At 72.3% G+C, this 26,147-nt stretch carries 24 protein-coding genes and 1 pseudogene; 13 read left to right on the top strand and 12 right to left on the bottom strand.

Annotated features, from left to right (window positions below; all coding sequences use genetic code 11):
* Positions 1–109: 109 nt before the first annotated feature.
* The 4 genes from ACFVT2_RS31975 (at position 110) to ACFVT2_RS31990 (ending at position 1,627) form a co-directional block, all read left to right on the top strand.
* Positions 110–592 (top strand): glycine-rich domain-containing protein, encoded by a 483-nt coding sequence (locus ACFVT2_RS31975; protein ID WP_390023540.1) that lies wholly within the window; start codon positions 110–112, stop codon positions 590–592.
* Positions 593–624: 32 nt separating this feature from the next.
* Positions 625–885 carry a hypothetical protein gene (locus tag ACFVT2_RS31980; RefSeq protein WP_390023542.1) on the top strand — a complete coding sequence of 87 codons (261 nt, stop codon included), beginning with the start codon at positions 625–627 and terminating at the stop codon, positions 883–885.
* 232 nt (positions 886–1,117) lie between these two features.
* Positions 1,118–1,387 carry a hypothetical protein gene (locus ACFVT2_RS31985; protein WP_390023544.1) on the top strand — a complete coding sequence of 90 codons (270 nt, stop codon included), beginning with the start codon at positions 1,118–1,120 and terminating at the stop codon, positions 1,385–1,387.
* 27 nt (positions 1,388–1,414) lie between these two features.
* Positions 1,415–1,627, top strand: coding sequence for a hypothetical protein (locus tag ACFVT2_RS31990; protein WP_390023546.1), 213 nt, complete (start codon positions 1,415–1,417; stop codon positions 1,625–1,627).
* A gap of 16 nt (positions 1,628–1,643) precedes the next feature.
* Here ACFVT2_RS31990 and ACFVT2_RS31995 read toward each other — a convergent pair whose 3' ends face one another.
* The 4 genes from ACFVT2_RS31995 to ACFVT2_RS32010 form a co-directional block, all read right to left on the bottom strand.
* Positions 1,644–2,783: a DUF2330 domain-containing protein gene (locus tag ACFVT2_RS31995; protein ID WP_390023547.1), complete on the bottom strand. Its 1,140-nt coding sequence runs from the start codon at positions 2,781–2,783 to the stop codon at positions 1,644–1,646.
* 166 nt (positions 2,784–2,949) lie between these two features.
* The gene (gene proP / locus ACFVT2_RS32000; protein ID WP_390023548.1) at positions 2,950–4,431 is read right to left on the bottom strand and encodes a glycine betaine/L-proline transporter ProP; all 1,482 of its coding nucleotides are present in this window, start codon (positions 4,429–4,431) and stop codon (positions 2,950–2,952) included.
* 502 nt (positions 4,432–4,933) lie between these two features.
* Entirely contained in the window at positions 4,934–5,962 is a 1,029-nt protein-coding gene (locus tag ACFVT2_RS32005) for a CU044_5270 family protein (protein ID WP_390023549.1), read from the bottom strand.
* Positions 5,955–6,494, bottom strand: coding sequence for an RNA polymerase sigma factor (locus ACFVT2_RS32010; protein WP_390023551.1), 540 nt, complete (start codon positions 6,492–6,494; stop codon positions 5,955–5,957). Before ACFVT2_RS32010 ends, ACFVT2_RS32005 begins: the two co-directional genes overlap by 8 nt.
* A 127-nt stretch (positions 6,495–6,621) precedes the next feature.
* On the opposite strand from ACFVT2_RS32010, the pseudogene ctaD reads away from it, so the two are divergent.
* A pseudogene (gene ctaD, locus ACFVT2_RS32015) lies at positions 6,622–8,280 on the top strand (cytochrome c oxidase subunit I); the annotation flags it as partial.
* 25 nt (positions 8,281–8,305) lie between these two features.
* A complete protein-coding gene (locus ACFVT2_RS32020) occupies positions 8,306–8,680 on the top strand; it encodes a hypothetical protein (RefSeq protein ID WP_390023553.1) in 375 nt (124 codons plus the stop codon).
* Here ACFVT2_RS32020 and ACFVT2_RS32025 read toward each other — a convergent pair.
* Positions 8,652–9,884, bottom strand: a complete 1,233-nt coding sequence (locus ACFVT2_RS32025; RefSeq protein WP_390023555.1) for a cytochrome P450 — start codon at positions 9,882–9,884, stop codon at positions 8,652–8,654. The genes ACFVT2_RS32020 and ACFVT2_RS32025 overlap by 29 nt on opposite strands.
* A gap of 279 nt (positions 9,885–10,163) precedes the next feature.
* On the opposite strand from ACFVT2_RS32025, the gene ACFVT2_RS32030 reads away from it, so the two are divergent.
* Entirely contained in the window at positions 10,164–11,333 is a 1,170-nt protein-coding gene (locus ACFVT2_RS32030; RefSeq protein WP_390023557.1) for a steroid 3-ketoacyl-CoA thiolase, read from the top strand.
* A gap of 15 nt (positions 11,334–11,348) precedes the next feature.
* Here ACFVT2_RS32030 and ACFVT2_RS32035 read toward each other — a convergent pair whose 3' ends face one another.
* The 6 genes from ACFVT2_RS32035 to ACFVT2_RS32060 form a co-directional block, all read right to left on the bottom strand.
* The gene (locus ACFVT2_RS32035; RefSeq protein WP_390023559.1) at positions 11,349–12,224 is read right to left on the bottom strand and encodes an ECF transporter S component; all 876 of its coding nucleotides are present in this window, start codon (positions 12,222–12,224) and stop codon (positions 11,349–11,351) included.
* A complete protein-coding gene (locus ACFVT2_RS32040) occupies positions 12,221–13,849 on the bottom strand; it encodes an ABC transporter ATP-binding protein (RefSeq protein WP_390023561.1) in 1,629 nt (542 codons plus the stop codon). The genes ACFVT2_RS32035 and ACFVT2_RS32040 overlap by 4 nt, the downstream gene beginning before the upstream one ends.
* On the bottom strand, positions 13,846–15,072 hold the full coding sequence (locus ACFVT2_RS32045; protein ID WP_390023592.1) for a CbiQ family ECF transporter T component: 1,227 nt from the start codon (positions 15,070–15,072) through the stop codon (positions 13,846–13,848). The genes ACFVT2_RS32040 and ACFVT2_RS32045 overlap by 4 nt, the downstream gene beginning before the upstream one ends.
* A gap of 50 nt (positions 15,073–15,122) precedes the next feature.
* The gene (locus ACFVT2_RS32050) at positions 15,123–15,809 is read right to left on the bottom strand and encodes an SCO2322 family protein (RefSeq protein ID WP_390023563.1); all 687 of its coding nucleotides are present in this window, start codon (positions 15,807–15,809) and stop codon (positions 15,123–15,125) included.
* A complete protein-coding gene (locus ACFVT2_RS32055) occupies positions 15,809–17,164 on the bottom strand; it encodes a prenyltransferase/squalene oxidase repeat-containing protein (RefSeq protein WP_390023565.1) in 1,356 nt (451 codons plus the stop codon). Before ACFVT2_RS32055 ends, ACFVT2_RS32050 begins: the two co-directional genes overlap by 1 nt.
* 551 nt (positions 17,165–17,715) lie before the next feature.
* Complete coding sequence (locus tag ACFVT2_RS32060; RefSeq protein WP_390023567.1) at positions 17,716–18,795, bottom strand: MBL fold metallo-hydrolase; 1,080 nt, start codon at positions 18,793–18,795, stop codon at positions 17,716–17,718.
* A gap of 227 nt (positions 18,796–19,022) precedes the next feature.
* On the opposite strand from ACFVT2_RS32060, the gene ACFVT2_RS32065 reads away from it, so the two are divergent.
* Entirely contained in the window at positions 19,023–20,474 is a 1,452-nt protein-coding gene (locus tag ACFVT2_RS32065; RefSeq protein ID WP_390023569.1) for an aldehyde dehydrogenase, read from the top strand.
* On the top strand, positions 20,474–20,707 hold the full coding sequence (locus tag ACFVT2_RS32070) for a ferredoxin (RefSeq protein WP_390023571.1): 234 nt from the start codon (positions 20,474–20,476) through the stop codon (positions 20,705–20,707). Before ACFVT2_RS32065 ends, ACFVT2_RS32070 begins: the two co-directional genes overlap by 1 nt.
* Before the next feature lie 307 nt (positions 20,708–21,014).
* On the opposite strand, the gene ACFVT2_RS32075 is transcribed toward ACFVT2_RS32070, so the two are convergent.
* Positions 21,015–21,653 (bottom strand): TetR family transcriptional regulator, encoded by a 639-nt coding sequence (locus ACFVT2_RS32075; RefSeq protein WP_390023573.1) that lies wholly within the window; start codon positions 21,651–21,653, stop codon positions 21,015–21,017.
* A gap of 240 nt (positions 21,654–21,893) precedes the next feature.
* On the opposite strand from ACFVT2_RS32075, the gene ACFVT2_RS32080 reads away from it, so the two are divergent.
* From ACFVT2_RS32080 to ACFVT2_RS32095, 4 genes are all read left to right on the top strand, one after another.
* Complete coding sequence (locus ACFVT2_RS32080) at positions 21,894–23,255, top strand: glycosyltransferase family 4 protein (protein ID WP_390023575.1); 1,362 nt, start codon at positions 21,894–21,896, stop codon at positions 23,253–23,255.
* 77 nt (positions 23,256–23,332) lie between these two features.
* Complete coding sequence (locus ACFVT2_RS32085; RefSeq protein WP_390023577.1) at positions 23,333–24,172, top strand: class I SAM-dependent methyltransferase; 840 nt, start codon at positions 23,333–23,335, stop codon at positions 24,170–24,172.
* On the top strand, positions 24,169–25,239 hold the full coding sequence (locus ACFVT2_RS32090) for a prenyltransferase/squalene oxidase repeat-containing protein (RefSeq protein WP_390023579.1): 1,071 nt from the start codon (positions 24,169–24,171) through the stop codon (positions 25,237–25,239). The genes ACFVT2_RS32085 and ACFVT2_RS32090 overlap by 4 nt, the downstream gene beginning before the upstream one ends.
* A gap of 138 nt (positions 25,240–25,377) precedes the next feature.
* Positions 25,378–25,977, top strand: a complete 600-nt coding sequence (locus tag ACFVT2_RS32095; RefSeq protein WP_390023581.1) for a hypothetical protein — start codon at positions 25,378–25,380, stop codon at positions 25,975–25,977.
* The last annotated feature ends 170 nt before the right edge of the window (positions 25,978–26,147 follow it).

The following is a 26,147-nucleotide window of genomic DNA, read 5'->3' on the forward strand; positions in this document are numbered from 1 at the left end:
TCACTGCGGTGCCGTCCTGGGCGGTGAGGGCAACCGCTTCGGCCCCAGGGCAGCCGAAGCACCCAATGCCCGTCCCAGCTAAGGGAAACCACAACGAGGAGGTACGCACATGCAAGATGTCCGCGAGTTGCTCACCCGTGCTGCGTTCGGGGGTGTCGTCGCAACGGTTCTCGACAACAACCCGGGCATGGACGAGGCTACGGCGGCCCGCATCGTCATGGAAGCGCTGAAGTTCGTTCACACGGCGGCCAAGTTCCCCACCATGAAGATCACGCCGTCGAACGTGGTGGACGAGGGCTGGCACGCCCTGATTCTGCACACCGGGCCGTACACCAAGCTGTGCGAGGGGCTGGGGCGGTTCGTGCACCACTACCCGGAGCGGCCCGACGTCCGACGCCACGACCCGCAGGCGCTGACGCGGACGGTGGCCCTGATCGAGGAAGCCGGGCATCAGGTGGACCGCGAGCTGTGGACCGGGCCGACCGAAGCCCTGGTGGCCGTGGCGGCCAGTTGCTCCCACACGCCGAAGCCGGGAGGCTGCGGGCCGATCAACCCCGGCAACTGCGCCACGCACGGCGGTGACGGTGACTAGGCTCCCCGGACGCACGGCGGAAGGGTGAGGTCATGAACGCGGAAGAGGCCCGGCAGGTGGACGCCACGCTGCGGCGGCTCGGCATCCCGGGAGTCGTCGCCCCGGAGGATCCGGAGCATGCGGCGGGCAAGTGGCGGGTGTATGACAGCCCCGATCCCGTGACTCGCAAAGACATCACATCTGACGTCCTGGCCGCCTTCGTGGCGAAGTTCAGGGAAGCCAACCCGGAGCCCCCTGGGAAGCCGCGGTCCGGTCCTACGCGGGGCTTCATCGTCCCGCCCAACGAGGGCTGACCAAGGGTCGATCAAGGGCCGACCACCCGACAACCCGAGCCGGCCCGCCCGCATGCCTCCCCGCCCCGGCGGGTGGGGCTCGCCGCTGGCCAGGTTGCCTCTGGTGCGGGGGCGGTGAACGGGGCGTCGTCGGGGAGTCGGCTGGTTTGTGACGGTTATGCGGTGCTGTGTCGGGACAGGTAACGCCCGCCCCGGACTAGACCCGGGATCCGCGACAGGGAGGACGGGAAACATGCCCGGAGGACACGGTGACATTGCCGACGGCAGCGTAGGTGCTGTCCAAGAGGGCGGTGCTGGACTCCCGGACGATCTGGCCGTACCGAAGGCGCAGTTGACGGCGGCGCGCGACTACGCGCGGCAGAAGGCGGAGGAGTTGGTGGCTGGGCGGGTCTGGTTCGACGAGGAGGGGCGGCGGTTGGAGTTCCCGCCCCTCGGGGACCCGACCCGGGCGCACATCGTGTCGTACTCGGTCGTCGCGGAGGTTCTCGACCGGGCCCTGTAGTGCCACGCCGGCGGCGGACCGGTACCGGTGCTCCTGGTGGTGCGTACCCCGGCGCCCGGCACGGAAGCCGGGGTGCGGAGTCGGTGGACCGCCGCAGAAAGTGACCGGGGTCGCGAGCGCACCGCCGGCGAGTTCGAGGCCCTGCTCACCCGCTCCGGCTGCCGGCTCGACCGCGTCGTGCCGACCCGGTCGGTATCGGCCGTCGTCGAAGTTGCCGAAGCCGAAGCCGAAGCCGTCTGACGGCGGGCGCGGTCGGTCAGGCCGGCGGTGCCGGTGTCCGGAAGTGCCGGACCGTCGGGCGGCGCCTGCGGCAGCCGGCGGTCAGGGCGGCGGTGGCCATCAGGAGGAGCAGGGCGGCGCCCACGGTGGGGATCCAGAGGGGGATGCCGCCGACTTCCAGGAGGGTGTCGGTGTAGCGCACCCGCTGGTACGGGGTGTCCGCGGCGGTGCGGTGGAACTCGTGGTCGCCGTCGATGCGTTGCGGCTGCGGGAAGCTCTGGTCGAGGGCGGTCAGGAAGGTGGGGGCGGGGCCGGCGAAGTCGCGGACGGCGTCCTGCGGTGCGATCCGGCCCGCGTAGAGGACGTGCGGCGGTGCGCCGCCGATGGCGCTGCGTGGCTCCATCCGGTGCGGGGCCAGGAGGTAGAGGCTCAGCGCCTGCGGGGTGGTGGCGAGGCGGGAGAGCCGCATGGGGTAGACGGGGCTCTCGGTGGCGAAGGAGAGCAGGAGCGGGTCGAGGGTGCCGGTGAGGCGGGTGCCGTGGTCGGCGGGGGCGAGCCGGACCGCCACGTATTCCCAGTGCCGGTCCACGTACGGGCGGAGGGCGGTGGCCAGTGCCGGCGGCAGGCGGAAGCCCTGGGCGGTGAGCCAGTTGCGCAGCGCGTCGGGGTCGGTGGCGGTCAGCCGGGCGACGTCGAAGGGGCCCAGCCGCTCGCGGCCGACGACGCCGACCGACGCGTCGGTCGGGGGCGGGGCGGTGGCTGCGGAGCCGTCGAAGTCCGCCTCGAAGGGCCAGTCGCCCGCACGCGGCCAGAAGTAGTGGCGGTGCCGGGTGACCGGGGCGGTGATCTGGTCCAGTTCGTCGAGGAGTTCGGGATCGCCCAGCCGTACGGTGGCGCGGTGCGGGACGGGCATGATCCAGGCGGCGTCCGGGGCGGTGCCGTCGACCGCCAGGCGCATGGCGATCCGTTCGGTGGTGCCGTCCCAGCGCACCGCCGACGTCTCGTGGTGCACCGCCATCGTGGTGTCCGGGCCGTGCACCATCGCCCCGCAGCCACAGGCGTACGCGGGGCGGGCGAGCCAGCCCACCTGCACGGCCAGCAGCACCAGGACCAGGCACAGTGCCCGTCGGCGCCCCGCCCCGCCGCCCGTACCCGTCGTTCCTGCCGCCACAGCCATGGTGGTCCCCTGTTCCGCGCCCGGTGATCCCACGATCGCCAGGGTCACAGACGGGACGGGCGGTGTCACCGGTTCCCCTTTTCGCCCGCTGCCCCGTATGACGGACGGCCGGCCGCCGGACCTGAAAGGGGTCCGGCGACCGGCCGTCGCGCGGGTCGGGTGCGGCTCAGCGGGCCGCGGCCGCCTCGGTCAGCTGCCGGGCCTCGGCCTCGGTCTCCACCGCCGGCGGGGAGCCGGGCAGCGGCTTGCGGGCGCTCTCCGGCATCAGCAGGACCGCGACGATGCCGATCACGGCCGCCGCCATCATGTAGTAGGCGGGCAGCATCTTGTTGCCGGTCGCGCCGATGAGGGCGGTGACCACCAGCGGCGTCGTGCCGCCGAAGAGGGACACCGAGATGTTGAAGCCGATCGACAGCGAGCCGTAGCGCACCTTGGTCGGGAAGAGCGCGGGCAGCGCGGAGGGCATCGCGGCGGTGAAGCACACCAGCAGCAGGCCGAGCGTGCCGGTGCCCACCACGATGGCGGCCAGCGAACCCTGACGGATCAGCAGCAGCGCGGGCACCGACAGCACCAGGAAGCCCACGCAGCCGGTGGCGATGACCGGGCGGCGGCCGAACCGGTCGGACAGTTTGCCCACGAACGGCTGGACGCACATCATCGCGACCATGACGGCCAGGATGACCATCAAGCCGTGCGTCTCGTCGTACTTCAGCTCCGAGGTGAGGTAGCTCGGCAGGTACGACAGCAGCATGTAGTCGGTGACGTTGAAGACCAGGACCAGGCCGACGCAGAGCAGCATCGCCCGCCACTGGCCGAAGACCATCTCGCGCAGCCCGATCCGCTTCTCGACCTCGCGGCGCGCCTTCTCCTTGGCGTGCGCCTCCTTCTCCAACCGGGCGAAGGCCGGGGTCTCTTCGAGCCGCATCCGCAGGTAGAGGCCGATGATGCCCATCGGGCCGGCGATCAGGAACGGGATCCGCCAGCCCCACGAGTGGAGGGCGTCGGTGGACAGCAGTGCGGTCATCAGCGTGACCAGGCCGGCACCGCCGACGTATCCGGCGAGGGTGCCGAACTCCAGCCAGCTGCCGAGGAATCCGCGCTTCTTGTCGGGCGCGTACTCGGCGATGAAGGTGGAGGCGCCGCCGTACTCACCGCCGGTGGAGAAGCCCTGCACCAGGCGGGCGAGGAGCAGCAGGATCGGTGCGCCGACGCCGATCGTGGCGTAGGAGGGGATCAGGCCGATGGCGAAGGTGCCCGCGGCCATCATGATCATGGTGATGGCGAGGACCTTCTGGCGGCCGATGCGGTCGCCGAGCGGGCCGAAGAACATCCCGCCGATCGGTCGCACCAGGAAGGCCGCGGCGAACGTGCCGAAGGTCGACAGCAGCTGCGCGGTCGGGTTCCCGGACGGGAAGAAGACATGGCCGAGGGTGACCGCGATGTAGCTGTAGACGCCGAAGTCGAACCACTCCATCGCATTGCCGAGGGCGGCCGCCGATACCGCGCGCTTGACCATCGCGGGGTCGACGACGGTGACCTCGCCCGGTGTCTGCTGCTGGGGGGCGGTCTGCTGCGGCTCGGGGGTGGCGCCGGTGCTTTTGCCGACGCCCGTACGGGACCCGGGTGCGAGGGGGGACTGCGTCGGCACGTGTTCGCTCGCCTGCGCTCTCTGGGACGACTACAAGGACATGCCCCGCCATGGCGTGGAGGGGCAAAGGTCGACCATACGGGCAGACCGGGTCATCACGGACAGTGCGCGGATGACTGCACAGTCACCCGCCTACCCCCTCCTCGCTGGGCAAACGTGCATCAGCGAACTTTTTTACGGGGTCGCCGTTTGTGATCCATCTCGCGGAGATCGACCGCAACCGCAGGTGGATTGTGGTCTGCGTCACGCGGGAGTCGGTATCCAGGGGTGTGTTCGTTCGCATACGGAAACGGCGCGGCGGTGCGTCGGGCACCACCGCGCCGAAGGATCGTCGCGTCCCTCCAGGATCGGCCACGGGCCGGCACCCCGCCACTCGGGCGGCCTACGCGCCATCACCGGACGGCTTCGCGCGCCCGCCCTCAGGACCCCTACCCCCGGCGTCCCGGTACTGAGGCGTCCCGGCGCGGAGGCGTCCCGGTGCGCGACGTCACGTGCGGGGGTGTCACGGCATCCACGCCTCGTAGGACATCACCTGGCCCGCGGTGATCCGGAAGTCGGGCAGGTCCTTGGTGAAGGTGATCTCCGTGCCCAGGAGCTGGCCGGTGCGCGGATCGAGGATCACCATCTGTCGGGTGGCGTCCATCGCGCCGTCGGGCCCGTCGTGTACGAACGCCTGCCCGCGCCGGCCCAGTCGGTCGGTGACCGCGCCGGCCGGCCGCAGGCCCTCGGTGTCCGCCAGCATCCGCACGATCGCCGCGGTCTCCCGCGGCCCCGGCGTCCACTCCTGACGGTACGAGGAGAGCGCCATCAGCAGTTGCGGGACGGCCGACGCGTCCTCGCCGTCGCGGTTCGCCGCACCGTAGAGGGAGGCGAGCAGCGCCCGCAGCGCCGTGGGGTCGGTGGGCGGCTTCGTCCGGGCGGCGAGGCCGTCGTGCTGTGCGCCCGACCCCGCCGGGTAGGTCGCGCGGTGCAGCACCTTCCCGTCGCTGACGGTCCGCCAGCGGCCGTCGTCGTCGTGGATGACCGGGCGGCCCGGGTGCTGCGGGTCGGTGGCCACGACCAGTTCGGAGCCGCTGCCGTCGGCGTTCCACCGGGTGATGCGTTCCTCGGGGACGGTCACCGGGGACGCCGCGTCCGGGCCCGTCCCCATGGACAGGCTCCAGCTCTGCAGGTGGCTGCCGCGCCGCGGCCCGTCCTGGGGGCCGGCGGTCCGGGCCCGGGCCTGCGCGAGGCGGGCCAGCCCGTCCAGTGAGGGTGCGGCACCGGCGGCCTGCGGGACGAGCGCGGCGGGCGCCGCGACGGCCGGGCTGCTGCCGGCGTCGGTGAGGGTGAAGGCGAGCACCGCGACCAGCGCCAGTACGGCCGCCTCGGCGCGCAGCACCAGACGGCGGCGGGCCCGCCGGGTGCGGGTGTGGTGCAGCAGGCGGTTCAGGCCGCGCTCCGCGGTGGCGTCCAGCGGGCGGTCCCGCCAGCGGTCCGCACCGGCCGGCACCGGGTCGGCCGCCCGCAGCAGCTCCAGTTCGTCACGCATTGCCGTCGCCTCCTGCTGGTGCGGACACGGTGGTCCGGGTGCGGTCGATCTCCGTGCGGAGGCGGCGCCGGGCCCGGTGCAGCCGCATGGCCGCCGCGCTCCGGCCGCAGTCGAGGGCCACCGCCAGCTCCTCGACGGTCAGTTCCTCCCAGGCGGTCAGCCGCAGCACCTCCTGGTCGCCGGCGGACAGCCGGTTCAGCGCCTCGTGCACCCAGGAGCCGGGCCGCTCGGCGTCCGGACTCGCAACGGTGTGCCGGCCGTGCGCCGCCTCGTGGTTGCCGAGCCGGTGCAGCAGTCGCCGGTAGCGGCCGATCCCGCGCACCGTATTGGCCAGGCAGTTCCGGGCCACCCCGTACAGCCAGGGGAGCGGCGCGTCGGGGAGTTCGGCCCGGCGCCGCCACGCTATGGAGAAGACGTCCGCCACCACCTCCTCGACCTCGTGTGCCGGGGCGTCCAGCCGCCGCGCCACGAAGCGGCTGACCGCCCAGTAGTGCGCGCGATAGGCCGCGGCGAAGGCATCGTCCGTGCTCATGAACCCCCTGTGTCCGGCACCGCCCCGATCTTCACACCCCGGTGGCGTGAGACTTCGCACCCCTGCGGGAGGCCGCTCGGGGCCCGCCACCGGTGACGTTCCACGGTGAGGCGGACACGTACGGGGCATGAAGCTCCCCGCACTGTCGTCACCGGCGGCCGGGTCCGCCGCGCAATGGCCCGGCGCGGCGCGGTCCACCGCGCCGCGGAACCCGGTGAAGTGGCTGACGACCACCGACCACAAGACCATCGGCACGCTCTACCTGGTGACCGCCTTCGCCTTCTTCTGCGTCGGTGGCCTGCTGGCGCTGCTGATGCGCGCCGAACTCGCCCGGCCCGGCCACCAGTTGCTGTCGAACGAGCAGTTCAACCAGGCGTTCACGATGCACGGCACGATCATGCTGCTGATGTTCGCGACGCCGTTGTTCGCCGGTTTCGCGAACTGGATCATGCCGTTGCAGATCGGCGCGCCCGACGTGGCGTTCCCGCGGCTGAACATGTTCGCCTACTGGCTCTACCTCTTCGGCTCACTGATCGCGGTCGCCGGCTTCCTCACGCCGCAAGGGGCGGCGGACTTCGGCTGGTTCGGGTACGTGCCGCTCTCCGGCGCGGTGCATTCCCCCGGCGTCGGCGCCGATATGTGGATCATGGGTCTGGCCTTTTCCGGCTTCGGCACGATCCTCAGCGCGGTCAATTTCATCACCACCATCATCTGCATGCGCGCCCCGGGCATGACGATGTTCCGGATGCCGATCTTCACCTGGAACGTGCTGCTGACCGGTGTGCTGGTCCTGCTCGCTTTCCCGGTGCTGGCCGCCGCGCTGTTCGCCCTGGAGGCGGACCGTAAATTCGGTGCCCATGTCTTCGATGCGGCCAATGGCGGCGCATTGCTCTGGCAACACCTCTTCTGGTTCTTCGGCCATCCAGAGGTGTACATCATCGCCCTACCATTCTTCGGCATCATTTCCGAGGTCATTCCGGTCTTCTCCCGGAAGCCGATGTTCGGTTACATCGGCCTGATCGCCGCGACGATTTCCATCGCCGGCCTTTCGGTGACGGTGTGGGCGCACCACATGTATGTGACCGGCGGTGTACTGCTGCCGTTCTTCTCCTTCATGACGTTCCTCATCGCCGTGCCGACCGGTGTGAAGTTCTTCAACTGGATCGGCACGATGTGGAAGGGCTCGCTGTCCTTCGAGACGCCGATGCTCTGGGCGATCGGCTTCCTGATCACCTTCGTCTTCGGTGGTCTGACCGGCGTCATCCTGGCGTCGCCGCCGATGGACTTCCACATCTCCGACTCGTACTTCGTCGTGGCCCACTTCCACTACGTGGTCTTCGGCACGGTCGTCTTCGCGATGTTCGCCGGATTCCACTTCTGGTGGCCGAAGTTCACCGGCAAGATGCTCGACGAGCGGCTGGGGAAAATCACGTTCTGGACGCTGTTCATCGGTTTCCACGGCACGTTCCTGGTCCAGCACTGGCTGGGCGCCGAGGGCATGCTGCGCCGCATTCCCGACTACCTCGCCGCCGACGGATTCACCACCCTGAACACCGTTTCGTCCATCTCCTCGTTCCTTCTCGGCATGTCGATCCTGCCGTTCCTCTACAACGTCTGGAAGACCGCCAAGTACGGCGAGAAGGTCGAGGTGGACGACCCGTGGGGCTACGGCCGTTCGCTGGAGTGGGCGACGTCCTGCCCACCGCCACGGCACAATTTCAGGTCCCTGCCGCGTATTCGCTCGGAATCCCCGGCGTTCGACCTGCACCATCCGGACATCGCGGCCGCGATCGAGGCGTAAGGACATTCCCATGGCCAAGGAGATCGACGGGGGAGAAGACCTCCACGCGGCGGAGACGATCAACGAGATCGAGGGTTATCTGCTGTGGGAGGCGGAAAAGGAGCGGGCCCGCAGTCAGGCGGCGGAATTCTGCGACCGGCTGCCCTGGCTCACCGACTCCCAGCGGGAGGACGTCGTCCGGCACTACTGCCGGGAGCGGCGCGAGGTGTCCCGCTCCTATCTGGAGCGCATCGCGGTCCGCAGCGCCGCACTGCGGACCGCATACGAGGGCGCCTACCGCACGCTGCGGCGCCGACTGGTGGTGGCGCTGCTGAGCGTCGGCGTCCTGGAGGTGCTCACCCTGGCGGTGCTCTCCCTCAGCGGTAGTGCACCTGGAGTTCCTTGACGCCGTTGAGCCAGGCGGAGCGCAGCCGTCGCGGGTCGCCGGCCAGGGAGATCCCGGGCACGGCGTCCGCGAGGGCGTTGAAGATCAGGTTGATCTCCAGTACGGCCAGCGACTTGCCCAGGCAGAAGTGCGGGCCGCCGCCACCGAAGCCCAGGTGGGGATTGGGATCGCGGGTGATGTCGAAGACCTCGGGGTGGTCGAAGACCGAAGGGTCGTGGTTGGCGGAGGAGTAGAAGATCCCGACCCGCTGGCCCTTCCTGATCCGTGCGCCGCCCAGTTCGGTGTCCTGGGTGGCGGTGCGCTGGAAGGAGACCACCGGGGTCGCCCACCGCACGATCTCCTCGGCGGCGGTCGCCGGTCGCTCGCGCTTGTAGAGCTCCCACTGGTCGGGGTGGGTGAGGAAGGCGTGCATACCGTGGGTGATGGCGTTGCGGGTGGTCTCGTTGCCGGCCACCGCCAGCAGCAGCACGAAGAAGCCGAACTCGTCGGAGCCGAGGTTCCCTTCGTGCTCGGCCGCCACCAGCCGGCTGACGATGTCCTGCGCCGGGCACTCCTTGCGGGCCGCGGCGAGGTTCATCGCGTACGAGATCAGCTCCACGGCCGCGTTGGCGCCGACCTCTTCGGTGATGGCGAGTTCCGGGTCGTCGTAGGCGATCATCTTGTTCGACCAGTCGAAGATCCGGGTCCGGTCCTCCTGCGGGATGCCGATGAGTTCGGCGATCGCCTGGAGGGGGAGTTCGCAGGCGACGTCGGTGACGAAGTCGCCGGAGCCCTTGTGCCGGGCCTCCTCGACGATCTGCGCGGCCCGGTGGCGCAGCGCCTCCTCTAGGGCGCGGATGGCCCGCGGGGTGAAGCCGCGCTGCACGATCTGCCGGACCCGGGTGTGCTCCGGCGGGTCCATGTTCAGCATGATCAGCTTCTGGACCTCGATCTGGTCGCGGGAGATGGTCGGATTGAACCGGATGATCGAGGTGTTGAGATTGGCCGAGAAGACCTCCGGTTTGGTGGAGACCTCCTTGACGTCCTGGTGGCGGGTGACGACCCAGTAGCCGTCGTCGTCGAAGCCGGCGATGCCGTGCGGCTGGGCGTTCCACCACACGGGCGCGGTCTGCCGCAGCCGTGCGAACTCCGGGAGCGGGACCCGGGACTGGTAGACGTCGGGGTCGGTGAAGTCGAACCCTTCGGGCAGCGCGGGGCAGTGCATCGGCGACTCCTGGTCCAGCTGACGTCGGACGCCCTGAGGGTACCGTCGCCCGACCCAAAGGTCTGACGGCCCATCAGATGCAGGTCGGCGGTGAAGGTAGTAACGAGTTCTACAAGTGGCAAGGGTCATGGCAACCCCTCTTGTGCACAAGTGCGTTGCAGCCCTCTTGCGCCATACCGGACGGCTCACGAGACTGTTCGCAGAACTAGAACGCGTACTAGTTCTTCCCTCCGTGGGCGTCGGGACGCCCACGGACGCGAGGAGAGGACGAGTTGAGTCATGGCCGCGGAACCCGTCATCGTCGAAGCCGTACGCACCCCCATCGGCAAGCGCGGAGGTGCGCTCGCCAACCTCCACCCCGCCTACCTCCTGGGCGAGACGTACCGCGAACTCCTCGCCCGTACGGGCATCCAGCCCGACTGCGTCGAGCAGATCGTCGGCGGCACCGTCACCCACGCCGGCGAACAGTCCATGAACCCGGCCCGCAACGCCTGGCTCACCATGGGCCTGCCCTACGAGACCGCCGCCACCACCGTGGACTGCCAGTGCGGCTCCTCCCAACAGGCCAACCACATGGTCGCCAACATGATCGCGGGCGGTGTCATCGACATCGGCATCGGCTGCGGCGTCGAAGCGATGTCCCGCGTCCCCCTCGGCAGCGGCTCCAAACACGGCCCCGGCAAACCCTGGCCCGACGAATGGAACGTCGACCTGCCCAACCAGTTCGAGGCCGCCGAACGGATCGCCCGCCACCGCGGCCTGACCCGCGAGAACGTCGACGGGCTCGGCCTGCTCTCCCAGGAACGCGCGGCCACCGCCTGGGCCGAGGAGCGCTTCAAGCGCGAGACCTTCGCCGTCCAGGTCCCCACCAGCGAGGAAGAGCAGGCCGCCGGCCAGGGCATGTGGCGCCTGGTCGACCGCGACGAAGGGCTGCGCGACACCAGCATGGCGGCGCTCGCCGGCCTCAAACCCGTCATGCCCACCGCCGTCCACACCGCCGGCAACTCCTCGCAGATCTCCGACGGCGCCGCCGCCCTGCTGTGGGCCTCCAAGAAGATGGCCCGCGCGCTCCGCCTCAAGCCCCGGGCCCGCATCGTCGCCCAGGCACTGGTCGGCTCCGACCCGCACTTCCACCTCGACGGGCCGATCGACGCCACCCGGGCCGTCCTGGGCAAGGCCGGTATGTCCCTCAAGGACATCGACCTGGTCGAGATCAACGAGGCGTTCGCCTCCGTCGTGCTGTCCTGGGCCCAGGTCTTCGGCCAGGACCTGGAGAAGGTCAACGTCAACGGTGGCGCCATCGCCCTCGGTCACCCCGTCGGCGCCACCGGCGCCCGCCTCCTGGCCACCGCCCTCCACGAACTCGAACGCCGCGACAAGGAGTTCGCCCTGATCACCATGTGCGCGGGCGGGGCACTGGCGACCGCGACGATCATCCAGCGGTTGTAGCGCCGATCCGACGGATCAGGGTCGGGCGGGCCTCTGGGGCCCGCCCGGCGGCCCGGCCGGTTCCGTGAACGCCACCGGTTCCGTGAACGCCACCGGCGCCTCGAACGCCGCCCGACGCGTCGCCCGGCGCAACGCCTTCAGCACCGTGCCGCCCAGCGTCGACGTGAGCACGACGGTGACCACCGCCCGCGGCAGGTCCCACCCCAGCGACGTGGCCAGGCAGTACGCGAGATAGCGCGTCAGATTGGCGGAGAGCGGATCACCCGGCACGAACGAGACGCCCGACGCCAGCCCCCCGATGTACGGCCAGCCCTGGAGGTTCATCACCAACCCGTAGCCGACCGACGCCACCGCCCCGTACCCCGCCAGCAGCACCAACTCACGGCGGCCGCGCCAGCGGTCCGGCCCCGGCAACAGGCCCGCGCCCATCGCCACCCACCCCATCGACAACATCTGGAACGGCATCCACGGCCCGACGCCCCCGGTCAGCAACGCCGACGCGAACATCGCCACCGACCCCAGCACGAAACCGAAACCAGGACCCAGCACCCGCCCCGACAACACCATCAGGAAGAACATCGGCTCGATGCCCGCGGTCCCCGCACCCAGCGGCCGCAGCGCGGCCCCCGCCGCGGCCAGCACACCCAGCATGGCGATCGCCTTGGCATCCAGGCCAGCGTCCGCGACGGTCGCCACCACCACCGCGAGCAACAACGGCAACAGCGCGGCGAACAACCACGGCGCGTCCTGGGAATGCGCCAACCCCGAACCGGAACCGGCCAACAACGGCCACCCGAAGGCCACCACCCCGATCGCCGACACCAGACACAGCGCCGCCACCGACCGCGGACCGAGCCGGACCGCCCGCACCTGCCGACCGTCCGCCGTCACGCCGGAGCCCCGTCCAGCGAACGGGCCACCTGCGCCACGGTCAGCCACGGCAGCGGCGCCAGCACCTTGGCGACCTGCGGGGCGAACGCGGGCGAGGAGACCACCACGTCCTCGGTCGGACCGTCGGCGACGACCTCCCCGTCCGCCAGGATCACCACCCGGTGCGCCAACTCGGCGGCCAACTCCACGTCATGGGTGGCCAACACGCACGCCTGCCCCTCGGCCACCAGCCCCCGCACCACCTCGACCAACCGGGCCTTGGCCGCGTAGTCCAGCCCGCGGGTGGGCTCGTCCAACAACAGCAACGGCGGCCGCGCGGTCAACACCACCGCCAGCGCCAGCGCCAGCCGCTGCCCCTCGGACAGATCCCGCGGATGCGCCGCGTCCCGCACCCCCGGCAGCAAGCGGGCCACCAACTCCCGGCAACTGCCCTCCGGCGCGCCCGCGTCCCGGTCCGCCGCGACACACTCGGCCGCCACGGTGTCCGCCGACAACAGATCACGCGGTTCCTGCGGCACCAACCCGACCCGGCGGAGCAGATCCCGCGGCCGGGTCCGGTGCGGGGGCACCCCGCCGACCCGTACCGACCCCGACGACGGCTGGTGCATCCCGACCAGCGTGCGCAGCAACGTCGACTTCCCCGCCCCGTTGCGCCCCATCAGGGCGACCGTCTCGCCCGGCCGGACCGTCAGCCCGACACCGTGCAGCACCGGCGTCCGGTCCCGATGGACGCCCAGCCCCGCGACCTCGGCGACCGGCTCCGCGTCCGCCACCGGCGCCGCCGCCGGCCCGGGCGACGGTGCGGCCACCGCCGACAACCGCTCCCGCAACGGCGCCGCCTTGCGACGGGCATCGCGCACCGAAAGCGGCAACGGCGACCAGCCGGCCAGCCGACCCAGTTCGACCACCGGCGGCCGCACCGGGGACGCGGCCAGCACGCCGGCCGGCTCGCCCATCACCGGAGCCGCACCCGGCCCCGGCAGCAGGATCACCTGGTCCGCGTACTGCACCACCCGCTCCAGCCGGTGCTCGGCCATCAACACCGTCGTCCCCAGGTCGTGGACCAGCCGCTGCAACACCGCCAGTACTTCCTCCGCGGCCGCCGGGTCCAGCGCCGACGTCGGCTCGTCCAGCACCAGCACCTTCGGGTGGGCGGTCAGCACCGAACCGATCGCCACCCGCTGCATCTGCCCACCCGACAACGTGCCGATCGCCCGGTCCCGCAGCTCGGCCAGCCCCAGCAGGTCCAAGGTCTCCTCGACCCGCCGACGCATCACGTCCGGCGCCAACCCCAGGGACTCCATGCCGTAGGCCAACTCGTCCTCGACGGCGTCGGTGACGAAGTGCGCCAGCGGATCCTGGCCCACCGTGCCGACCACATCGGCCAATTCGCGCGGCGGATGGGTCCGGGTGTCCCGCCCGTCGACGGTCACCCGACCGTGCAGGGTGCCACCGGTGAAGTGCGGCACCAGCCCGCACACCGCGTTCAACAGGGTCGACTTGCCGACCCCGGACGGGCCGACGAGGAGGCACAACTCCCCCTCGGGCACGGTCAGATCGACCCCCTGGACGGCCGGCGCGGCGGCGTCCCCATAGGTGACCGAGACCTGCTCGAAGCGGATCACGGGGTGGGCTCCTTCGTGAACGGATCGGGATCGGGATCGGAGCGTCGGGCAAACGCGGCAGACGAGCCGGATGAGGCGGATGAGGCGGATGAGGTGGACGGGGCGGATGAGCCGGACGAGCCGGTCGTGGCAGACGCGCGGGCCACAGCGGATGAGGCGGCCGGTGCGGACCGTCCCGCCGGCGCGGTGCCCCCGGACCGCACCGGGACCGGCGCCACCACCGCCGGCACCAGCCCCACCAGCAGCGACAACGCCGGCCACAGCGGCAGCACCGGCGCCGTCAACGGCACCGCCGGCGGATGCAGCGCACCCGGCGCGTACCCGTTCGCCGCGATCATCAACGCCGCCACCGCGACCCCCGCCCCCGACACCAGCCAGGCCCGCACCCCCCACGACTCCGGCCGATAGCGGGTCCGGACCGACCGACGACCCCCCAACCACAGCCCGGCCAGCGCCGCCACCAGTCCGACCAGCAACAGCGGCAGCCCGTAACCCCCGCCGGAATCACCCAACAACCCGTACGACCCCGCACACACCCCGAGCAGCCCGCCCAACGTCAACACCGACGTCAACCGCCGCACCGCCGGCGGCACCTGCGCGGTCCGGCCGTACCCACGGGCGTCCATCGCCGCGGCCAACGCCACCGACCGCTCCAACGCACCCTCCAGCACCGGCATCCCGACCTGGAGCAGCGCCTTCACCCCGCGGTCCGGCCGGCCGCGCAACCGCCGCGCCGCCCGCAGCCGCTGCACGTCCGCCACCAGATTCGGCGCGAAGGTCATCGCGACCACCACCGCCACCCCCACCTCGTACAGCGCACCGGGCAGCGACTTGAGCAGCCGGGCCGGATTGGCGAGCGCGTTCGCGGCCCCCACACAGATCAGCAGGACGGCCAGCTTCAGCCCGTCGTACAACGCGAAGAGCATGCCCTCCGCGGTGACCCGGCCGCCCACCCGGACCCCCTTCGCCCAGTCGGGCAACGGGAGTTCGGGCAACGTCACCAAGGTGTGGGTACCCGGGATCGGCGAACCCAGCACGAACGCGAAGACCAACCGGATGCCCAGCACCACCAACCCGAGCTTGACGAACGCCCCGTACGACCGCGCCCACGGCGCATCCGTCCGGCGCACCGCCACGACATAGCCGGCCACCCCCGCCAGCAGCCCCAGCAGCAGCGGATTGGTGGTCCGGGACGCCGCGGTCGCCAGGCCGAGCGCCCACACCCACCAGGCGCCCGCGTGCAATGCGGTACTCCGGGTGGCCCGCGGCGCGCTCATCCGCGCCGCCGGCGCGCCTGCCACACGCCGGCCGCGCCCAGCACCACCACGGCCCCGATCCCGCCGACCAGACCGGCCGACGGCCCGCCGTCGCCGCCGTTGTCGTCTTTGCCGGCCGCGCCCGAGGCACCGGGCGTCGCCGTCGGCTCCGCCCCGCCGCCGTTCACCTGCTCCGCACAGCCCGACCGCGGATAGCCCGCGATCCCGCACAGCAGCGCATCGGCGTCGTACCGCAGCAGCTTGGCGACCGCGGCCAGCGCCTCGCCCGCCGAGGCGTCCGCCGGCACCTGGGCACAGGACGTCCGCCCCGCCGGCGGACGCTCACCCGACGGTGCGTCCGCCGCGGAACCGAAGTCGATCACCACGCCGACCCGCTTGGACCCGGCACGGGCCGGGGTCCGGTCGCAGAGCTCGGCGAAGTCCGGGGCGGTGCGCGGGCCGGCCGCCTTCGCCGAATCCACGCTCACCGTGAAGCGGAACCCCACGACGGCGCCGTCGGCCGGCCGCGCGGTACCGGGCCCCTCCGTGGCGTACGCCCACGCGGCGGCCGCACCGCCCGCCGCGGCCGGCTTGCCGTCCCAGAAGGACCAGTACCGGTACTCCTGCGCCTGCGCGGGCCCGGCCCCCAGTCCGGCCGCCGCGCCCGCCAGCAGCAGCACCCCGGCGGCCCGCCGCGCCCGCATCACAGCCCGGTCTTGTTCTTGTTGCGGCCGCTGACCAGGAAGCCGATGCCGGCGCCGATGGCCAGCCCGACGCCGATGATCCACCACGGCCCGATGCCACCACTGCCGCCGGCGTCCTTGGCGTCCTGGGCGTTCTGTCCTGCGGCCGGCGACGGCGCACTGCTGCCGGCCGGCTCGGGCCCGGTGGCGTTGAGCGCGGCCACCAGGTCGGCGCCGCCGAAGGACCGCGGGTCGGTGCCGGTGGCGTGCGCGGCGAGGATCAGCTGCGCGTACGCGGCCGGGCCGTGCTGCTTCGCCCAGCCCGCGGCGTTCTTCTCCAGCCACACCAGCGGCTTCTGCGCGGCCGCGCCGTGCCCACCGGCCGCCAGCGCGACCACCGCGTCCGCGGTGTTGCCGACGTCGGGCTGCTGCTCGGCGCCCGGCATCGCCGACTTCAGATGCTGCCCACTCGCGTCCAACTGCCCGACCAGCCAGCCGGCGCCGCCGTCCGCGACCGCCGCCCGGGCATCCGCGCCGCTGCCCGACACGCCGCCCTTCGCACAGTCCAGCGCCTTGACCGGCTGGTCCGCGTCCTTGCCCGCCGGCGCCACGACGAAGCCCTTGCCCAGCGCCGCGGTGACCGCGGCGGCGGTCGCGTCGGCGTTCGGCGCGGCGTTCTTCAGCTGGAAGGTGAACGCCCCGCGCTCGGCCTCCTTCGCATCACACCCCAGCTGGAACCCCAGCAGCGCGCCGTACGGTGTCTTGCCGCCCTTCGCCGTCACCGACTCCGGCTTCGCACCCGTCGCGGCGAGCGCCCCGATCACCACGGCCGTGGAGTTGGCGTCACTCTCCGCGCCGCCCTCCCCGCCGGGCATCGAACTCCAGCCGCCGTCCGCGTGCTGGACGGACGTGAGCCACCCCACGGCCTTCTGCACCGCGTCGCCGTGCCCGCCGAGCGCGGTCAGCGCCTGGACCGCGGCGGCCGTCTGGTTGGTGTCCCGCATCGTGCCGGCGTCGCACGCCTTGCCCGGATCGGCCCGGAACGCCGCGAACGCGCCGTCGGCGCACTGCTGGCCGGCCAGCCAGTCCACGGCGGACGCCGCCGGGCGCACCCCGACCGTGTGCTGCGCCAGCAACGCCAGCGACTGCCGCCACACGCCGTCGTACTGCGGATCCGCGCTCCCGTACAACCCCTTCGGCAACTTCTGCTGCGACGGGGCCGCCGGGCCGGCGGCGTAGGCGGCGGGGGCCGCGGCACCGGCCAGCACGGCTGCGGTCGCCACGGCGGCCAACGCCGTGGCGGCGCGGCGCGCCCGGGGGGCGGCGGAGTGCGGCTGCGGCTGCGGCGCGGGGGCAGGGGGAGCCGTGGGGGCCATGCGGGCCATCGGATGGGTGCCTCTCGGGTCGGTCGGGTCGCGGCGGGGTACGAAGCAGAGCCGCGCTCGGGTGACCGCCCGCGCGCACCGTCGGGGTGCGGCGCGGTGGCACCGGGCTCGGCTCCGTATACCTCGACGGTGCCGCGCACCGGCCGGCCGCACGGGCGGCGGGTCCGGTGGCGGGAGCCTTGGTCGTGCCCCACCGGGTGCTCCGGCTCGCAGGGCCGCGCTCGGGCGGCCGTTGCTCACGGATAGGGGTGCCCCCGGGCTTGAGCGAAGCCGAGAGCTTGGGGGAGGGTCAGCGCCGGATTTCCACCGGCTTCCCCCGATCGGGTACGGATGAAGTTGTCCCGCACACTTTAACGTCGGCGCCGGCGCCGACCGCGAGGTGTCCCGCACGGGGTGGTTGCGGTGGCGCCGGGCGCACCGCCGGGCCGTGGCGGTGTGTGGCGGTCGCGAACGGCCACCCCGCCCGCCGCCACGACGAGCACCCCGGAACCCGCCGGGTCCGGCCGAGCGCGCACCCCGCCGTCCCCCACCCGGCGAGCCGGCTACACCGCCACGTAGCGGGTGGGCGAGGAGCCGGGGACCGGCTCGGCGTGGCCCCGTTTGATCAGGTGGCGGAGGTGGGCCTCGGCCTCGGAGACGGCGATGGTGCGGGAGGCGGGCGGGATCTGCTCCCAGGGGCGGTTCCACTGCATGGACGTGGCGAGCTGCCAGGAGGTGCACGGCTCACGGAGCAGCGTGCGGAGGTCGGCTAGGCGCTCCTCGTGGTGGGCGATCAGCTCCCGGACGCGTCCGGCCGCGTCCGGGAAGGCGTGCTGGTGCGCCGGCAGCACCTCGGCCGGCGCGAGGCGGGCGATGCGTTCGAGGGAGTCGAGGTAGTCGCCGAGCGGGTCGCCCCGGTCGAGCAGATCGGGGGCGACGTCGTCGGGGTCCTCGTACAGGCCGATGTGCGGGGTGATGCCGGGGAGGAGGTGGTCGCCGGAGAAGAGCCGCCCGAAGCCGGTCGGGCGGGTCGAGGCGGGGGCGTCCTGCTGCGCGGGGTGTGCCTCCTCCAGGTGGAGGCAGACGTGGCCGGGCGTGTGGCCCGGTGTCCAGATCGCGCGGATGCGGCGGCCGGGGAGGTCGAGGAGTGCGCCGGGCTCGATGGCCCGGTCGGGCAGCGCGGCCCGCCGCCCGGGAAGTTTCCGGCCGCGCCCGGCGGCGCGGGCGGCCCGTAGGGGCTCCAGGTGGTCCTCCGGTGCCCCGGCCGTGGTGAGTTTGACGAGGAGGTAGTCGAGCCACTGCCCCGGTCGGGCCGCGTGGCTGCGCCGGACCAGTGCGGCGTCCGCGGCGTGCATGGCGATCCACGCGCCGGAGGTCTCCCGCACCTTGGCGGAGAGCCCGTGGTGGTCGGGGTGGTGGTGGGTGATCACCACCCCGTGCAGGTCGGTGGGTTCGAAGCCGCAGGCGGTGACGCCGGCGGTGAGGGTGTCCCAGGAGTCCGGGTCGTCCCAGCCGGTGTCGATGAGGACCGGGCCGCGGTCGGTCTCCAGGAGGTGGACGAGGGTGTGGCCGAGGGGGTTGTCCGGGATGGGGACGGCGATGCTCCATACCCCGCCCTTGTGGTCGATCACCTGCGGTGCCATGGGTCCCGTCCCCTCCTGCGCCGTTGTCGCCTCAACTATAACTAGAACGCGTTTCATTGACAGGGTGACTGCCCGGTCGTCGGCGGGAGTTGGGATTCGGGTAGTGGGCGTGGACTCCGCGGGGTGGAACTGATATCAGTTCTGGTGGTGCGTGATTCTGATGGAGCGTCAGGAATCGTTATCCGTCGAGAGCGTGATCCGTCGAAACCGTCGGGAGGCGGCCAGCTATGAGCGACCTCGTCGAGTACGGAAAGCTCTATATAGGCGGTGAGTTGGTCGATCCGGCCGGGCCGGACACGATCGAGGTCGTCTCGCCGCACACCGAACGGGTCATCGGCCGGGTCCCGCACGCCGCGCGGGCCGATGTCGACCGGGCGGTGGCCGCGGCCCGGGCGTCCTTCGAGTCCGGGGTGTGGGCGAACGCCCCGTTGGACGAACGGATCGCGGTGGTCGGCCGGATCAAGGACGCGTTCGCGGCGCGGAGCGAGGAGTTCGCGCGGGTCATCGGAGCGCAGAACGGCACGCCGGTCACCTCGGGCGTCATGGTGCAGTCGCTGGCCGCGATGTTGGTGTGGGACGCGGCGCTCACCGTGGCGCGGGAGTTCACGTTCGAGGAGCGGCGGGCCGGGGTGCTGGGGCCGCTGCTGGTGCGCCGGGAGCCGGTGGGGGTGGTGGCGGCCGTCGTGCCGTGGAACGTCCCGCAGTTCACCGCCGCCGCCAAGCTCGCGCCGGCGCTGCTGGCCGGGTGCTCGGTGGTGCTGAAGGTCTCGCCGGAGACCCCGCTGGACGCGTATCTGCTCGCGGAGATCGTGTCGGAGGCCGGCCTGCCGGAGGGGGTGCTGTCGATCCTGCCGGCCGACCGGGAGGTGAGCGAGTACCTGGTCGGGCACCCGGGCGTGGACAAGGTGTCGTTCACCGGGTCGGTGGCGGCGGGCAAGCGGGTCATGGAGGTCGCGGCCCGCAACCTCACCCGGGTGACGCTGGAGTTGGGCGGCAAGTCCGCGGCGGTGATCCTGCCGGACGCGGACCTGGACGCGGCGGTGGCCGGGATCGTGCCGTTCGCCTGGATGATCAACGGGCAGGCGTGTGTGGCGCAGACCCGGATCCTCGCCCCGCGCAGCCGTTACGACGAGATCGCCGAGCGGTTCGCGGCGGCGGCGGGCGCGCTGACCGTCGGCGACCCGCTGGATCCGGCCACCGAGCTCGGGCCGCTGGTCGCCCGCCGTCAGCAGCAGCGGTCGCTGGACTACATCGCGTTGGGGCAGAAGGAAGGCGCCAAGGTGCTGACCGGCGGCGGCCGGCCGAAGGGGCAGCCGACCGGCTGGTACGTCGAGCCGACGCTCTTCGGCGAGGTCGACAACGGGATGCGGATCGCCCGCGAGGAGATCTTCGGGCCGGTGATCTGCCTGTTGCCGTACGGGGACGAGGCGGAGGCGGTGCGGATCGCCAACGACTCGGAGTACGGGCTGTCGGGGTCGGTGTGGACGGCGGACACCGAGCACGGCATCGACCTCGCGCGGCGGGTGCGCACCGGGACGTACTCGGTGAACACCTTCAGCATCGACATGCTCGGGCCGTTCGGCGGCTACAAGAACTCCGGGATCGGGCGGGAGTTCGGGCCCGAGGGGTTCGCCGAGTACCTGGAGCACAAGATGATCCACCTGCCGGCGGGTGCCTGATGGCGGAGCGCTGGCGGGTGGCGGTGGACCGGCGGGTCTGCATCGGGTCCGGGCTGTGCGCCGGGATCGCGCCGGAGCGGTTCCGGCTGGACGCGGCACGCCAGTCGCACCCCGTCGAACCGGAGACGGAGGCCGCGGACGGCGTGCTCGCGGCGGCCGAGGGGTGCCCGGTGGAGGCGATCACGATCACCGCGGCGGAGGGCGGGGAGGCGGTCTTCCCGCCGGACGAGTGACCGGGGGCGGCCGGGGCGACCGGGGCGACCGGGGGCGGCCGGCCGGGTGAGTGGCCGGGGGCGGGGCCCTTAGGGGGTGGGGTGGTTGATCCCGTAGGGGGCGGGAGGGCCCCTTGCGGGCCAACTACCCGCATTCACAAGGAGGTTAACGGGCTGGCCGGGCTTATCGGGCCCAACAGGAGGGGCCGGCCCAACAGGAGGCGCAGGCCCAACAGGCCCGAAGGCCGCAGCAAGCCCAGCAAGCCCAGCAAGCCCAGCAAGCCCAGCAAGCCCGCCGGGCCCCACCGGGCCCCACCAGCCCCCACCCTCACCGCATCTGTCCCCGCCCGGGGGCCGTGAGGTCGATCAGTCGACAGACCGTCTCGATGTCGATCTTCACCTGGGCGATCGAGGCCCGTCCGGACAGCCAGGTGATCAGCGCCGAATGCCAGGTGTGCTCGATGACCCGGACCGCGGAGAGCTGCTCGGGGGTGGGCGGGCCGTCCAGCCCCATGGCGTCCAGGATGATCGCGGTGGTCAGCCGGGAGACGGTGTCCACCTCGGGGCTGACGGACCGGTCGGCGAAGGTCAGCGCACGCACCATCGCGTCCGCCAGGTGCGGTTCGCGCTGGAGGGCGCGGAAGGCCCGCATCAGGGTCTGGGCGACCCGGGCGCCGGGGTCCTCCTCCGCCGGGGGGCGTTTGCGCAGCGTCTCGTGCATGTGTTGGAGCTGGTCCTGCATGGTGGCGACGAGCAGGTGCACCTTGGACGGGAAGTAGCGGTAGAGGGTGCCGAGGGCGACGCCGGAGGATTCGGCCACCTCGCGCATCTGGACGGCGTCGAAGCCGCCGCGGCTGGCCAGCCTGGCGCTGGTGTGCAGGATGCGGCGGCGCCGGGCCTCCTGACGCTCGGTCAAGGGAGGACTCGCCGGAAGCGCCGGCCTGGCCGCCTTGGATTCCGTAGTCATGTGTCCCATTCCGTGGCTTTCCCTCCGCGATGCGGTGAGTGCCGGTGGTGCGTGATCGGCACAGCATGGCAGGGGCCATGCCGTGGCGCGAATCACCTGGTGCGGCTCTTTTCGCTCCGTTCCCGGCCGGTAGATTCGAAACTCGGTGAACTGATCAGTAGCTTTTCAGTTCTGAAACTTGTTCTAGATTACCGCCAGCGGTTACGCTCCGGCGAAAGTCCAGTGAGAAGGGGGCCGTGCGTGACCGCAGAGGCCGTCCAGGCAGCCGCGCCCCGCCCGGCGGAGACCCCCTCGGCCTCCGCCCTGATGGACCGTGAACGTCCCCTGCGGATCGCCATGCTCACGTACAAGGGGAACCCGTTCTGCGGCGGTCAGGGCGTCTACGTCCGGCACCTCTCCCGCGAGCTGGCCCGCCTCGGCCACACCGTCGAGGTCATCGGCGCCCAGCCCTACCCCGTCCTCGACGAGGGCGTGACGCTGACCGAGCTGGCCAGCCTCGACCTCTACCGTCAGCCCGACCCGTTCCGCACCCCCGGGCGCGACGAGTTCCGCGACTGGATCGACGGCCTCGAAGTCGCCACCATGTGGACCGGCGGCTTCCCCGAACCGCTGACCTTCTCCCTCCGAGCCCGGCGCCATCTCGCCGCCCGCCGCGGCCAGTTCGACGTGGTCCACGACAACCAGACCCTCGGCTACGGCCTGCTCGGCGGCCCGGACGCGCTCGGCGCCCCCCTGGTCACCACGATCCACCACCCCATCACCGTCGACCGGCGCCTCGACCTGGCCGCCGCGCACGACTGGAAGCGCCGCGCCTCGGTCCGCCGCTGGTACGGCTTCACCCGGATGCAGAAGCGGGTGGCCCGGCGGCTGCCGTCGGTGCTGACCGTCTCCGGCTCGTCCCGCCAGGAGATCGTCGAGGACCTCGGCGTCCACCCCGGTCGGGTCCACGTCGTCCCCATCGGCGCCGACACCGACCTCTTCTCCCCGGACCCGGCCGTCCCCGAGGTGCCCGGCCGGATCGTCACCACCTCCAGCGCGGACGTCCCCCTCAAGGGACTGATCCACCTCGTCGAGGCGCTGGCCAAGGTGCGCACCGAGAACCCCGACGCCCACCTGGTCGTGGTCGGCAGGCGGGCCGACGACGGGCCGGTCGCCGCCGCCATCGAGCGGCTCGGCCTCTCCGGCGCCATCGAGTTCGTCAAGGGCATCAGCGACGCCGAACTCGTCGACCTGGTGCGCGGCGCCCAGATCGCCTGCGTGCCCTCCCTCTACGAAGGCTTCTCGCTGCCCGCGGCCGAGGCGATGGCCACCGGCACCCCGCTGCTGGCCACCACCGGCGGCGCCATCCCCGAGGTCGCCGGACTGGACGGCGAGACCTGCCTCGCGGTGCCGCCGGGCGACGCCGGGGCGCTCGCCGCCGGCCTGCTCCGGCTGCTGGGCGACGAGGGGCTGCGCCGCCGACTGGGCGCGGCCGGCCGGGAGCGGGTGCTGGCCCGCTTCACCTGGCGGCAGGCCGCCATCGGCACCGCCGAGCGCTACCGCGAAGCCATCGCCCGTCAGCCGGGCCGCTCCACCGCTTCGGCGGTCACCGGCCGCCGGTGAACCGCACCATGCCGTCCTCCCGCAGCCCACGCCGCACTTCACCCCGCCCCTGACCGCCGGACGAAAGCGTAAACGCCGTGCTGACCGTCGACTTTTCCCGTTTCCCGCTCGCCCCCGGCGACCGCGTACTCGACCTGGGCTGCGGCGCCGGTCGGCACGCGTTCGAGTGTTACCGGCGCGGTGCGCAGGTCGTCGCCCTGGACCGGAACGGCGAGGAGATCCGCGAGGTCGCCAAGTGGTTCGCCGCGATGAAGGAGGCCGGCGAGGCCCCGGCGGGCGCCTCCGCCGTCGCCATGGAGGGGGACGCCCTCGCGCTGCCGTTCCCCGACGAGAGCTTCGACGTCGTGATCATCTCCGAGGTGATGGAGCACATCCCGGACGACAAGGGCGTGCTCGCCGAGATGGTGCGGGTGCTGCGCCCCGGCGGCCGGATCGCGGTCACCGTGCCGCGCTACGGCCCCGAGAAGGTCTGCTGGGCGCTCAGCGACGCCTACCACGAGGTCGAGGGTGGCCACATCCGCATCTACCGCGGCGACGAACTCCTCGGCAGGATGCGGGAAGCCGGCCTGGAGCCCTACGGCACCCACCACGCCCACGGGCTGCACAGCCCGTACTGGTGGCTGAAGTGCGCCTTCGGCGTGGACAACGACCAGGCACTGCCGGTGAAGGCGTACCACAAGCTGCTGGTCTGGGACATCATGAAGAAGCCGCTGGCCACCCGCCTCGCCGAGCAGGCCCTCAACCCGCTCATCGGCAAGAGCTTCGTCGCCTACGCCACCAAGCCGCACCTACCCGAGCCGGCGGGCGAGACGGGCACCGGGGCCACCGAGCCGGCCGCCACCGAGCCCGCCCGGCCCGCCGCCAAGCGCACCCGGTCCGCGACCAAGCCGGCCGCCGCCCGCGGGGCCGCCAAGTGACGAGTCCCGGGCGTACCGAACGGCTCGTCCTGCCGGGAGTGCTCACCGCCGAACAGGCCGCCGAAACGGTCGCCGGCATCCTGGCGGCCCAGCGCACGGACGGCGCCATCCCCTGGTTCCGCGGCCACCACCTCGACCCGTGGGACCACACCGAGGCCGCCATGGCACTGGACGCGGCCGGCGAACACGAGCGCGCCGAGGCCGCCTACGACTGGCTGGTCCGGCACCAGAACCCGGACGGCTCCTGGTACGCCGCCTACGCCGACGGCGACGCGAGTGCCCCCACCGACCGCGGCCGGGAGACCAACTTCTGCGCGTACCTCGCGGTCGGGGCGTGGCACCACTACCTGTCCACCGGGGACGAGACCTTCCTGGACCGGATGTGGCCGGCCGTGCACGCGGCGATCGGGTACGTCCTGGAACTCCAGCAGCCCGGCGGCGAGATCGGCTGGAAGCGCGAGGACGACGGCACGCCCGTCCGCGACGCGCTGCTGACCGGCTCGTCCTCCGTCTACCAGGCGCTGCGCTGCGCCCTGGCCCTGGCCGAGCAGCGCGAGGAGCCCCAGCCCGACTGGGAACTGGCCCTCGGCCGGCTCGGCCACGCGATACGCCACCACCCCGAGCGGTTCCTCGACAAGTCCCGCTACTCCATGGACTGGTACTACCCGGTCCTGGGCGGTGCGGTGCGCGGCGCGGCGGCCCGGGAGCGGATCGACGCGGACTGGGACCGCTTCGTCGTCCCCGGCCTCGGCGTGCGCTGCGTGGTGCCCAACCCCTGGGTCACCGGCGGCGAGAGCGCGGAACTGGCGCTGGCGCTGTGGGCGATGGGGGAGTCCGACCGGGCCGTGACGATCCTCAAGTGGATCCAGCACCTGCGCGCCGAGAACGGCATGTACTGGACCGGCTACGTCTTCGAGGACAAGGCGATCTGGCCGCAGGAGCTGACGTCCTGGACGGCCGGTTCGGTGCTGCTGGCGGTGGCCGCGCTGGGCGGTGACGAGGCCACCACCTCGGTCTTCGGCGGCGAGCGGCTGCCGACCGGGCTGGCGCCGGACTGCTGCCGGTAGCCGCCGACCCGGGCGCCGCGCACCGGCCCGGGTAACGGGCCACCCCCATACGGCCGTTTCCGAGTGGCGGTCCTCCGGCGGGCGGGACAGGCTGCGGACGATGTTCCCCAGTCGTTCCGAGCCCGCCGGAGGCGTTCCGTGACCGTTCCGCAGTCCCCCGTCCGCAACCGCGCCGCCCTCCGCAGGGCCGTCGTCGCGCTGCCGCTGGCCTGCACGCTGAGCCTGGGCGCCGTCGCCTGCGGCGGCTCGAAGAAGAACGAGGGTGGGGCCAGTGCCTCGCCCAGTGCCTCGCCCAGCGGGTCGCCCAGCCCCACCAGCTCGGCGGAGAAGCAGAAGTTCGCCAAGACCCGGTTCGTGGCCAACGCCGGGCTGGCGGCCGGCGCGACCTACCAGTGGATCATCAAGCCGTACAAGGCCGGCGGGTTCAAGAAGGGCGCCAACCACCGCAAGACCACACTGGTCAAGGCGGGCCTGGCCGGGGTCTTCACCTACAACCGGCTCAAGGCCGCGGTGCGCAACGCCCAGGGCGACCCGACCCTCTCCAAGGCGCTGGCCCCGCTCAACAGCGGCATCGAGTCGCTGAAGAACCTCGGCACCAAGCTCCGCAAGGGCGAGGCCGGCAGCGCCGACGTCGACCAGTTCCAGAACGTCATCAACAACGTCAAGGACGTCGGAAAGAAGAATGGCGCCGAGGTGACAAACCAGGTACCGAGCGCTTCGCAGCTGAGCGGGGGCTGACGGTTCGCTGCGCTTTGCTGGGCTTCCCACGTTGTCGGCTTTCCCGCCGTGTGGGTTGTTCGCCGTTGCGCCTGCGGCGGGCCGGTCCGCTGCGCGGGGCTGTTGGGTGCGGTGACGGGCCTGCGGGGGTGGTGTGCAGGACTGCTGCGCTTTACGTCCTGCACACCACC

Source organism: Streptomyces sp. NPDC058000 (genome assembly GCF_042886435.1).
Taxonomy (GTDB): domain Bacteria; phylum Actinomycetota; class Actinomycetes; order Streptomycetales; family Streptomycetaceae; genus Streptomyces.